General features: G+C 49.0%; 9 protein-coding genes and 1 tRNA gene. 5 read left to right on the forward strand and 5 right to left on the reverse strand.

Annotation, left to right across the window (positions count from 1 at the left end):
- Position 1: 1 nt before the first annotated feature.
- Positions 2-823: an ABC transporter permease gene (locus JNC77_RS03510; protein WP_374829473.1), complete on the forward strand. Its 822-nt coding sequence runs from the start codon at positions 2-4 to the stop codon at positions 821-823.
- On the opposite strand, the gene JNC77_RS03515 is transcribed toward JNC77_RS03510, so the two are convergent.
- Both JNC77_RS03515 and JNC77_RS17620 read right to left on the reverse strand, forming a co-directional pair.
- Positions 820-2,730: an AsmA family protein gene (locus JNC77_RS03515; RefSeq protein WP_374829475.1), complete on the reverse strand. Its 1,911-nt coding sequence runs from the start codon at positions 2,728-2,730 to the stop codon at positions 820-822. The two genes, JNC77_RS03510 and JNC77_RS03515, sit on opposite strands and share 4 nt — an antisense overlap.
- 196 nt (positions 2,731-2,926) lie before the next feature.
- The gene (locus JNC77_RS17620) at positions 2,927-6,130 is read right to left on the reverse strand and encodes a PAS domain S-box protein (RefSeq protein ID WP_445482839.1); all 3,204 of its coding nucleotides are present in this window, start codon (positions 6,128-6,130) and stop codon (positions 2,927-2,929) included.
- Positions 6,131-6,445: 315 nt separating this feature from the next.
- On the opposite strand from JNC77_RS17620, the gene JNC77_RS03525 reads away from it, so the two are divergent.
- Positions 6,446-6,522: transfer RNA gene (locus JNC77_RS03525), tRNA-His, on the forward strand.
- Positions 6,523-6,677: 155 nt separating this feature from the next.
- Here the strand turns inward: JNC77_RS03525 and JNC77_RS03530 are convergent.
- Positions 6,678-6,830 carry a hypothetical protein gene (locus tag JNC77_RS03530; RefSeq protein WP_374829477.1) on the reverse strand — a complete coding sequence of 51 codons (153 nt, stop codon included), beginning with the start codon at positions 6,828-6,830 and terminating at the stop codon, positions 6,678-6,680.
- Positions 6,831-6,968: 138 nt separating this feature from the next.
- Positions 6,969-8,138: a 4-hydroxybenzoate 3-monooxygenase gene (pobA, locus tag JNC77_RS03535; protein ID WP_374829479.1), complete on the reverse strand. Its 1,170-nt coding sequence runs from the start codon at positions 8,136-8,138 to the stop codon at positions 6,969-6,971.
- A 110-nt stretch (positions 8,139-8,248) separates the two neighbouring features.
- Between pobA and JNC77_RS03540 the strand changes: the two genes are divergently transcribed.
- Positions 8,249-9,157, forward strand: coding sequence for a helix-turn-helix domain-containing protein (locus JNC77_RS03540; protein ID WP_374829481.1), 909 nt, complete (start codon positions 8,249-8,251; stop codon positions 9,155-9,157).
- A 6-nt stretch (positions 9,158-9,163) separates the two neighbouring features.
- On the opposite strand, the gene JNC77_RS03545 is transcribed toward JNC77_RS03540, so the two are convergent.
- Entirely contained in the window at positions 9,164-9,919 is a 756-nt protein-coding gene (locus JNC77_RS03545; protein ID WP_374829483.1) for an IclR family transcriptional regulator, read from the reverse strand.
- A 198-nt stretch (positions 9,920-10,117) separates the two neighbouring features.
- On the opposite strand from JNC77_RS03545, the gene JNC77_RS03550 reads away from it, so the two are divergent.
- Together JNC77_RS03550 and JNC77_RS03555 are read left to right on the forward strand one after the other, a co-directional pair.
- Positions 10,118-10,969, forward strand: a complete 852-nt coding sequence (locus JNC77_RS03550) for a CoA transferase subunit A (protein ID WP_374829485.1) — start codon at positions 10,118-10,120, stop codon at positions 10,967-10,969.
- A 13-nt stretch (positions 10,970-10,982) separates the two neighbouring features.
- Complete coding sequence (locus tag JNC77_RS03555) at positions 10,983-11,756, forward strand: CoA-transferase subunit beta (protein ID WP_374829487.1); 774 nt, start codon at positions 10,983-10,985, stop codon at positions 11,754-11,756.
- Positions 11,757-11,763 lie beyond the last annotated feature (7 nt).

Raw genomic sequence — 11,763 nt, forward strand, 5'->3', positions numbered from 1 at the left:
GATGAATGCTAAATGGTCACGTTTTAATATTGTTTCGGTCGTTCTCGGTTTTGCGTTTCTCTATCTGCCGATTGTGCTTCTGGTGGTTTATTCTTTCAATGAATCGCGATTAGTCACCGTCTGGTCTGGCTTTTCAACCAAATGGTATGTGGAGCTCTTCAATAACCGCGCTTTAATGGATGCCGCATGGGTTACTATTCGCGTGGGGCTGTTATCAGCAACCATTGCGACTGTACTTGGCACATTGGCGGCATTGGCATTGACCCGTTACACGCGCTTTCGTGGGCGGATGCTGTTTTCCGGCATGGTTTATGCACCGCTGGTGATGCCGGAAGTGATTACCGGCCTGTCGATGTTGCTGTTATTCGTGGCAATTAATTTTGATCGTGGTTTTTGGACATTGCTGCTGGCGCATATCACATTTTCCATGTGTTTTGTGGCTGTGGTGGTGCAATCACGCCTGATGGGTTTTGATCGCTCACTGGAAGAGGCGGCTCAAGATTTGGGCGCTACACCGGTTGTAACTTTTATGAAAATTACATTGCCGTTGATCTTGCCTGCGGTTTTGTCGGGTTGGGTCTTGGCACTGACTTTGTCGCTGGATGATCTGGTGATTTCCAGTTTCACCTCCGGCCCGGGTGCAACAACTTTGCCGATGAAAATTTATTCGCAGGTGCGCCTGGGCGTAACGCCTGAGATCAACGCGATCTGCACTATTTTGATCGCATTGGTCACCACAGCTGTGATCATTGTCTCACTTGTCAACAAGCGCCGCGAAGTGCAGCGCCGGCGTGATGAGCGTGCCATGTATCAGACGGGTTAAGGTGTATTCATCGGTGAGATAAACGGGCGATCCCATGAGCCGCCGACAAAAAACTGAATGGCAGGCGCTGGTTTTTCCGGCGCCTGTTCTGTTTCAGCTGTCTCGGTGTTTTCCGTGTCTTTTGCCGGTAAGGTCAGTGTACCGGAAAGAGCAAGACTGCGATCCAGAAATGGCACAATACCTGCAAGCGAGAGGGTGCCGCTTTCTGTTTCAAGCTTTGCGGTGTTAAGTGTGGCAACACCATCGGCAAGTCCTGCCTGCACATCCAATCGTTTGAAATTCAGCGCCATATTTTCTTTGCGTTCGAGTGCGAAGAAACGCTCGGAACTGGCATTCTTGATGAAGCTATCAATGTCGAAACCTTGCAATTTGCCATTACTGAAATTGATACTGATTTCGCCATCGGCATTGGTTGGCAATTTTGACCACTTTGTCAGTGGTGCTTTCATGATAAGTGCGATATTGCCGCGCGCAGAAATAAAGCCGCTGCTGAGGCCGAATACTTTGGTAAAATCGGTGCTGTCGATGTCGCTGCCATTGAAGCGCAATTCGGCATTGGTGCCTTGCAGATCACGCTGAATTTGCACACTGGCCGAGACATTGCCTTTAAAGGCTTTGGCATCACCAATGTCAAAAAGTGCCCGGCCATTGCGCACCTGTACCGCTGCCGCTACATTATTCATGCTCAAAGGGCCTGCACTGGCGGTTTGGGCGGAAAGGCGCAGATCGACCTCTGCCAATTGCATGAAATCGGTGTTGATCACGTCACGCTTGTCATCAATGCCGCGTTCAAAATCATAAAAAACATTGGTGCTAGGCTTTTCCGGAAGCGGAATGAAAGCACTGATAAGGCCGCGAAAATTGAGATGCTGGAATGCCAATGTACCGCTGATCGAAGGCCGCGGGCTTAGACGTATGAATTCAATCGCACCTTTGGCTGGATTATTCTCATTGTCCAACACCAGATCATTGAGGTTGATATGCTGATGATTGGCGGACAAAGTGGTTGCAACCGTCAATGCGCCGACACGGGCAGAGCCGGGTGGAGGAGGTGCCCCAAGCCAATAGATGGTGCGGCTAAGATCAGGCGATTTGACATTGAGCGCCCCCTCAAACATATAATCATTGGAAATATTGGCCTTGCCGTTAAAGCTCAATTCCAGTGGTTTGGCGGTGATTGATGCGTTAATCGCAGAGGTTGCGCCGGCAAAAAGCTGTAAAGGTTGAGGCGCGGAGAGATCAAATTCTGCCACTTCATCTTTCCAGCGCAGATTGCCTTTGAGTGATGCGGCTTGTGTGGTTTGCGGCCAGTTCAGGGTGGCGTTGATATTGTTGACCACCTCATCGACATCCGAGCCAAATTTGCGGAAAGTGAGGGTGCCGTCACGAACAACAATGCGGCCAAAAGGCTGTGATGTTTGCTGACGGGTCGCAACATCGCTTTTTTGTTCAGAAATCAGCTCTTTGGCAGCACGAATGGCAACACCCAGCCGCCCGTCGGACTTGCCCAAACCTTCCAGCACTTGCTGTGGATCAATCACTGGTTCGCCCATATCAAAAACAGGGCGCACCAATTGGGTTTCATAAAATGAAATATGGCCGAGCAGCGCATCAAACGGTGAAAGCTCGACATCGATACGCTCGACGCTCATGACTTTTTTGGTGGCGGTATCGCTGTAATCGCTTAAAATTACATCGTTGAGTGAAGCGCGCAATGTCGGGAAAAATTTCAGTTGCGGTGCCTGACGCAGTTCAACGGTATAACCCGTCCAGCTGCTTAATTCTTGTGCTACGCGTATGCGAATGGCATCAGTTGATACGATATAAGGCAATGCGGTTAAAGCTGCGATTGCAGCCGCACTGGTCATAACGATGATTGCCAAAATAAGGCGCAGCGTTTTGGGCATGAATGTCCTGAAAGTTTTGTCGATAGTGGATCAATGTTTAAAAGCGAAAACCTCTTATAGCCGATTTTTTAAACTTTAGTCTTAAAATCGAAGAAATATAGCAAAACACGATAAAAAAACGCCTTTGAGAGTGAATTTCTCTCAAAGGCGGTGCGGAGGTAAATCAAGCAACATCTTTTGTTGCGGATATTTAAAATCAATCAGCCAGCACACGGGTCGGCGGGAAGGTAATCTCCACCACGGTTCCCTGGCCCGGATTGGAGTTGATGGTCAATTGGGCGCGGTTGGCTTCAACCATGGCTTTTGTCAGCGGCAAGCCCAAACCGGTGCCCTCATCGCGCCAGTCTTTTGCCGTCTCGCTTGTCCGGCGCATACGGCGATGAACCTGACGGAATGGTTTGAGCGCTTGTTCAATTTCGCTTTTATCCATGCCAACACCGGTATCACGCACCCGCATGATAACGTCACCATTCATCTCATAACTGGTTGAGACAATCACTTGTCCGCCTGCTTGTGTAAAACGCACGGCATTGGAAAGCAGATTAAGTGCAATTTGTTTGATCGAACGGGTGTCGGCAACAATTTCCGGCAGGTTGGAGGCAAAGCTTGAGCGAATAATGACGCGTTCGCGATTGGCCTGCGGCTGCATCAGGGCAACGGCTTCCGAAATCGCATCATTGAGGGAGACGGCCTCAAAATCCATTTCCTGCGCACCGGCTTCAATCTTGGAAATATCAAGCAGATCGTTGACGAGTGTCAGCACATGATTGCCTGAGCGGTTGATATCGCGCAGATAATCGCGGTAACGCTGATTGCCTATGGGGCCGAATTTTTCATCAGCCATCAGTTCGGAAAAGCCGATAATGGCATTGAGCGGTGTGCGGATTTCATGACTGATACGTGCCAGAAACTCGGTTTTTTGGCTTGATGCCCGTTCAGCTTCACGACGTGCGGATGTCAATTCTTCTTCAGCGCGTTTCCATTGGGTAATATCACGCAAAACGGCACAAAAACTATTGGAGCGCGGAAGTTTTCCCAATGTCATGAACATCGGAATGAAACCACCTTGTGCTTCGCGGCCAATCACTTCGCGCCCGTCATTCAACACACTCATTACGCCATTGTCGGAAAGGCTGTTGAGGTAATCCATCGCTGAACGCTGGCTTTCGATGGCAAAAAGCATTGAAAAACTTTTACCGCGAATTTCGGATTCTTCATAACCGAATAAAGCGGCTGCTGAATGGTTGAGTGAACGGATAAGGCCATCATTATCTATTAAAACAACGCCGTCGGTGGCGGTGTCCAAAATGGAGGTTAATTCCTCAACCTGTGTTTGTAGCTGACGGCGGGCATTTTCACCGTCTTTACGCTCTGCATCATTGCCTGCTTCATCGGTTTTTTCTTCCGCTTGCACAGTCGTGACCATAACCGGCTTTGGCATAATGCTCAGCATTAAAGCTTTTTGTCCGTTCCACGGCACAGACTGAAGATGGACATCGACAGGATGTTCGCTGCCATCTTGATGGCGCAGCACCATAGAAGCGTCCTGGCTGTCATCGTCGCGTTCGGTGTTGAACAATGCGTCGATACCGCCGATAGAATTGATGGCATCCATTGATGGATAATCGGTTAGTTCAAGAAAAGCCGGATTGGCATAGACCACATTGCCGTGGGTGTGCAGGATCAGCGGAAACGGCACATGCGCCAGCAAGTTTGCTTCATCAGCGTCTTGGCTGGTGATAGGCGCAGGCTTATCTGCAACTGGTTCATTCGGTACTTCAAATAGAGACTTATGCTCTGTGGCCGCAGCTGTTACAGGCTTGGTTTCAATCTCATCAACTGCTTCCGTTGCCTGTGGTTTCTTGTTGAACTCCGGCAAGTTCAACAGCGGACGTTCAATTCTGGAAGCTGTATCATTGCGCAAAGGCAATGAAGGCTGCTGTGGCACAGCCTCTTCATGCAATACTGCATCAGCGGGTGCCGGTGTGTTGGCAAAAGGCGAATCATCGCGCTGGCTGGCCAAACCCTGACGACGCAGGCGGTCGGCAATTTCACGAAAAGCATTGCGCTCAGTGTCGCTTAAACCGCTCTCTGAGCGTACAGGGATTTCTGTGTTTTTTGGCTCTTCGTTTTGCTTGGCAGTTTGCTGAGCTTTTTGTCTGGCAAGTTCAGCAATCAGTTCTTCACTGCGCTTTGGCAAAATAGCTTGTACCTGTGCCGCGACAACCGCGGGTGAGGGAGCCTCATGCTCGATCAATTCGATTGTTTTTTTAACTTCGCGCGGCGGCAAATCACCCGAAAGACAGAGGCCTATTTTCTCAGGATCTGGCACTGCATCGGCTATATGCACGACCCCAAAGCCATTAAAACCCGCAAACTTGCGGTCACGCGTGAAAACCGGCAGGGCGGCAAGCTCTACCGGCACATGCAAGGGAGTGCCTTCTGCCGGCCACATGACACGTCGCCCCGACCAAGTTGTGCGGTTTTCCAGCAATTGTGCAATTTCATTGTGCGGATCAAGACCGAAAACATTGGCGACATCTTGAAAACACCGGCCGATAATGTCGGATGCTTTTGGCCCCAGCGTTTCGGCAAAATTGTCGGACAATTCGGTGAAGACGTGATCTGCGTCCACCTTCCATACAAAGCGCGTAATCGGCGCTTCAGGATTGAAGGTAAAGGGTAGCTGCTGTGGCGTTTGCACATGTGCTACCAACGGAGCAGCCGCCGCCGACATTGGCTCGGCGGTGAAATCGGCCTCGTCTGCTACAATATAAAGCAGGTGCAACGCCGGTTCATGTTCAAGGCGAATGATGGCACCGGGAATGGAACGGTTGCGGGCACGGATACGACGTTTGAGCATATGATCGGCTGCATCTGCCACCTCAACGGTCATATCCGCTAATGTGCTTTGAGCAATACCTGCTTTGACAAAATTTTTGGTGCTGGCGATGATCTGGCCTTCAGCATCGAGTAGAGCTGCATGACTATGTGCGCTGTCAAGTCCGCGTAAAGCCGGATGATCGTTTGGTGATGAGGCGCGCATCGCCAAATCATTTGCCTCAAGCAAAACTGCCTTTTTACCATCCGGCAAGATGAGCTGAGAAATTTGAAACTGCTGCAAATGACTGCCAAGCCGCAGTGAAATGTTACGTTTTTCATCCGGCGACAATGAATTGAGCTGACTGCTTATTTGTCTTTGGCTTGTCGCATTGAGAATATCTTTGGCCTCATCAGGGCTATAAATATCTGCAACACCAAAAAGCGTGGCACCCGCAGCATTGATCCAGATCAGAGCATCGAGGTCAGCACTAAAAACTGCCTGAGCATTTGCTTTGGCAAAACCGGCACGGATTTTATCCAGTGCTACAATGTCGATAAAGGGATACTGTCCCTGCATGCTCAACTCTCGCCGTTACTCAGATCAAAACCTTAATATTCTCTTAATAAAGCTTATCCCCTTGCTGGTCTATAATTACAGCTCTTTTGAGGCGGTGTTTCTCGAAGCTTAGTTAACGCGCGTGTTTGGCAAAGGAATTTGTGAGCGATTTTGCCAGCGATCATGATTTTTGCTGTGAATTTTAGGTGCTTCTTTGAAATTCTTACAATATTTCACAGGAAAGAGCACGATAATGGCTTGCAATATGGAGCGATTCTCCGTATGTGACCCCTATCAACAGTGCAGCACATGCTCCTGATGATGAAGAAAAGGTACGCGGTCGTAGCTCAGTTGGTTAGAGCGCAGGATTGTGGCTCCTGAGGTCAGTGGTTCAAATCCACTCGACCGTACCATTTCGAAATAATTCATCCTTTAAGAATGAAGCTTTTATCTGACAGCATTGTGCGGTGCTCGTATTGTGTGGTGCCTGTAAAAAAATATGCCGCTTCGCTTTTGTAGCGCCGCGGCATTGTGTTGGCTTTCAACAAGCCCGCATGGGTTTAAAAGATCAATTGTCCCATTTTTCCATTTCTAAACGCAAAGCACGCAACCGTTCAGTTTTGCTTTGTACTTTGTTGCGTTCTGCATCAATAAGTTCACGCGCTATTCTGTCGGCACGATCATGCTTGTTTTCTGGTCTTTCAGTTGTATTGTTTGACATAAAAACACTCCATATAACGTTTAATATATAGTATTTTTATTTTAAAATTCAATAGTTTGAATTTAACCGCACTTTTCTTGCGTGATAATTGTGCAATAAAGTGCGGTTATTGTGTTTAATTAAAGGTATATTTGTAAATTAATATGGAAGTCCGACATAATTCTCTGCCAGTGCGGTAGAGGCGGCAGTTGAATGAACCAGATATTCAAGATCGGCTTCCTGTATTTTCTGATCAAACGCTCCCATATCCGGAAAGCGATGCAGCATTGTGGTCATTGACCATGAAAAGCGCTCGGCTTTCCACACCCTTGCCAAGGCACGGGCTGAATAGGCATCCACACCTGCCTTGGATTTTTCTGCATAAAATTCACGCAAGCCCTCAAACAGATAATGCACATCGCTGGCGGCAAGATTGAGCCCTTTAGCACCAGTTGGCGGGACAATATGCGCCGCATCGCCCACCAGAAACATGCGGCCAAAGCGCATCGGTTCAGCCACGAACGACCGCAAAGGCGCAATGGATTTTTCAAAGGAAGCGCCGGTTTTTAAATTATCGGCGTGAATTTCAGGCAAGCGGCGACGCAACTCGTCAAAGAAACGTTCATCGCTCCATTCTTCGATTTTTTCGTCCAGAGCACATTGTATGTAATAGCGGCTGCGGGTTTCCGAGCGCATGGAGCAAAGCGCAAAGCCACGCGGATGATTGGCATAGATCAACTCATGATCGACAGGTGGCTGATCGATCAAAATGCCGAGCCAGCCGAACGGATAAATTTTTTCAAAATTCCGGATGGATTGTTCCGGCACCGATTTGCGGCAAACACCGTGATAGCCATCGCAACCCGCAATATAATCGCAATCAATACGATGGGTGACACCGCCTTTTTCAAAAGTGACGTAAGGCTGATCGCTGTCGAAATCATGTGGCGTTACGTTTTGTGCTTCACAAAAGCCTTGGGCGCCACTTTTTGTGCGCTCGTCCATCAAGTCTTGGGTCACTTCTGTCTGACCATAAACCACGACGCGTTTGCCAGTCAGCTTGGTCAGATCAATGCGGTGGTCTTGCCCGTCAAAGGCCAGCGAGATACCTTCATGCGGCAGGCCTTCATTATGTAATCTTTGCGATGCTCCGGCCTGATCCATAAGGTCAACCATGCCTTCTTCTAAAACACCTGCACGCACACGCCCGAGTATATAATCCGGGCTGACACGGTCGAGAATAATATTATCAATGCCGGCGTTGGTGAGTAACTGCCCCAGCAAGAGCCCTGATGGTCCCGACCCGATAATAACCACTTGTGTGCGCATTTAATCCTCCCACGCAAACTGAAGTACTTATTTTGATTGAAGCTGGTTTTCTTACAATGCATTTTCCACGCATAAAGTTGTACTTTTTTATCATTATGCTAGGCTAACGTATGCTTGAAATTGTGCCCACATATGAGCTTTATGGTGAAAAATCGGACGAAAAGCCGGATTTTTGGCTGCATTGTGAGACTATTTTCTCCCGAAGCAGCCTGCATCAGTTTGAAATTAAATTGCACCGGCATGATAATTTCTATCAGTTTCTTTACATTGAAAGCGGACATGGCAGTGTGTTTCTGGAGAATGAAGCACTGGAATTCACCGGCCCATGCGCCATTTTGATGCCGCCGGATTTTAGCCACGGCTTTGCTTTTTCACGTGATATTGTTGGGCATATCACCACGATTTTACAGTCGGAAATGCCGGTTTTACAAGATGGTCGATCATCAGCGGATTGGCTGAACAAGCCGCAATTGGTGCCGATGCATAATGCGTCAAGCCATATACAGGATTACCTGGCTGCAACTATCCGGCTGATTTATGAAGAGTTTTCCGCCCGCAATCATCTGCGCAATCACATGTTGGAAATACATCTCACCAGTGCTTTGCTCATGGTTGGTCGTCATGCCGTGAAGGTTCATTCCGAACGGACAGGCTTTGTCATATCACAAGATGGCAGGCGCATGGAGCAGCTTTTGGAGTTGATCCGCCGTCATTTTCGTGAGCATCTGCCGGTTGGTTTTTATGCTGAGGCTCTGCACCTGTCGCCTATTCATCTCAACCGTGTCACGCGTGAAATAACGGGGCAGACTGTGCAGGAACTGCTGAGCGTACAGTTGATTGAGGCGGCAAAGCGCGAACTGGTGGCGATGCCGCATTCGGTGCAGACAATCAGTTATAATCTTGGGTTTAGCGATCCCGCATATTTTTCCAGATTTTTCCAACGCGAAACCGGCCAAACACCAAGGCAATATCGTTTAAGCGAACATAAGCGCTTGAGTGAGCAGGCAGCGGAAGTTTGATCTCTTTTAGCCAAGCAAAGTGCGCAAGTCTTTTTGCGCTTTCAGCATGGCGGGTAAAAAGCGGCTGCGTAATTCCTCCACAGAAACATGAGCGACGGGCGCGCCGATATTGATGGCGGCAACCACTTGATTGCGATGATTGAAAACCGGCACGGCAATGGAACGCAACCCAAGTTCCAGCTCCTGATCGTTAATCGCATAACCAAGGCTTCGCACGTGATGAAGCTCCGCCGTTAAGTCGGCAATGGATGTGCGGGTAAATTCGGTTTTGGCTGTTCTGTCGCTGCTTTCAAGAATATTGAGTGCTTCTTCTTCCGGCAGGGCGCTGAGCAATACTCGTCCCATTGAAGCGCAATAGGCCGGCAGGCGGCTGCCGGATGTTAGATTGATCGAAATCACCCGCATTTGTGCGGCGCGTGCGATATAAACAATTTCATTGCCGTCCAGCACGGATGCAGAGGCGCTTTCACCAATTTCTTCGGAGAGTTGATCGAGTATGGGCTGGAGAATCGTTGGTAATGGCGTTGCCGATAAATAGGCATGGCCGAGACGGAGGATCTTTGGCTGTAGCATGAAGAATTTGCCGTCATATTCAGCATAACCCAGATGGGCAAGCGTTAGCAGGCAGCGTCTGGCGGTGGCGCGATCAAGGCCGGTTGCATTGGCAATATCAGTGATCGACATCCTTGGTTTATCGGCTGCAAAAGCCTCAATCACCTGTAAACCCTTGGCAAGACCACCGATAAAATCTGTTTTTTGCATTTTTCTCTCCGTAATCCGTGGTCTGTTTATTTGATTTGGTTGCGTTTAATTTGTGCGATTATTGAACAAATGTCAATTATCGCACAAATTATTTGACCCACAAGAGCGATAATGCCTAACCTTGGGCTCAAGAGGCAGTGCTGACCTTCGATAAGGGAAGGTATTGCGGGCGGATTTGAAATCGGGAGTTAATCAGTTATGGCGCGTATAATGACGCTCGCCCAAGCGATTGCAGAGAATGTCAAAGACGGTGATACGGTTGCAATGGAAGGGTTTACCCACCTTATTCCCTATGCAGCAGGTCATGAAGTGATACGTCAGGGGCGCAAAGACCTGACCATTATTCGTATGACTCCGGACATTCTTTATGATCAGCTGATTGGTGTTGGCGCTGTCAAAAAGATGAAATTTTCTTGGGGCGGCAATCCGGGCGTTGGCTCGTTGCATCGTTTCCGTGATGCGGTGGAAAAACACTGGCCCAATAAGTTGGAAGTGGAAGAACACTCCCATGCAGCAATGGCCAATGCTTATGAAGCAGGGGCAGCGAATTTACCATTTGCGATGTTGCGGGGGTTTATCGGCGCTGATCTGCCCAAAGTTAATCCAGCGATTAAATCTGTCACTTGCCCGTTTACCGGTGAAATACTGGCAGCCGTTCCCTCTATTCGCCCTGATGTAACACTTATCCATGCGCAGCGTGCTGACCGCAAGGGCAATGTGTTGATTGAAGGCATTGTCGGTGTGCAAAAGGAAGCGGTTTTGGCAGCGAAACGCTCGGTTATAACAGTTGAAGAAATCGTTGACGAGTTGCAACCGGCTTCTCCCAACTCGCTGGTTTTGCCTTCATGGGCGGTCACAGCTGTCGTTGCTGTTCCGGGCGGTGCTTTCCCATCTTATGCGCAAGGTTATTACAAACGCAACAATGCTTTTTATCTGGCATGGGATGAAATCGCGCGTGATCGCGATAGTTTCCAGCAATGGGTGAAGAAAAATATTCTGGAAAAAACACCGGAAGATTTTGCCCAATATGCCAAAGCGGCCAAGAATTAAGCGGGAGAGCGTAATGTCTGATTTTACTGCAAATGAGATGATGACCATTGCTGCTGCACGGTCGTTGACCAATGAAGACGTGTGTTTTGTCGGTATCGGTGCGCCGTCTGCCGCCTGCAATGTGGCGCGGTTGACCCATGCGCCCGACATTACCTTGATTTATGAAAGCGGTACTGTTGGCACCAAGCCGGATGTGTTGCCGCTTTCTATCGGTGACGGCGAATTATGCGATACAGCTTTGTTTACGGTCTCGGTGCCGGAAATGTTCCGCTACTGGTTGCAGGGTGGCCATGTCACGACCGGCTTTTTGGGTGGCGCGCAGATCGACCGTTTTGCCAATTTGAACACGACTGTGGTTGGCGATTACGATCAGCCAAAAGTGCGTTTGCCGGGTGGTGGTGGCGCGCCGGAAATTGCCTCAAATTGCGGCCAGATTTTTATCACTATGGCGCTCAGCAAACGCGGTTTTGTTGAAAAACTTCCCTTTATTACCTCGATGGGGCATGGCGAAGGCGGCAATTACCGCGAGCGTTTGGGGCTAAAAACAAAAGGCCCGACCCGTGTGATTACGGACTTGTGTATTCTGGAACCGGATGAGACAACAAAAGAGCTGACGGTGACATCCATCCATCATGGTGTCAGCCGTGAAGAGATCGTTGAGAATTGCGGTTGGGATATTCGTTTTGCCGATCATATGGTGGAAACACCGGTGCCAACGGAAAATGAATTGAGCGTGTTGCGTGATATCCATGCCCGTACCAAACGTGCGCACCAAGGGGAGGCGTAAAGCTATC

Source organism: Paenochrobactrum pullorum, assembly GCF_041929845.1.
Classification (GTDB): domain Bacteria; phylum Pseudomonadota; class Alphaproteobacteria; order Rhizobiales; family Rhizobiaceae; genus Paenochrobactrum; species Paenochrobactrum pullorum.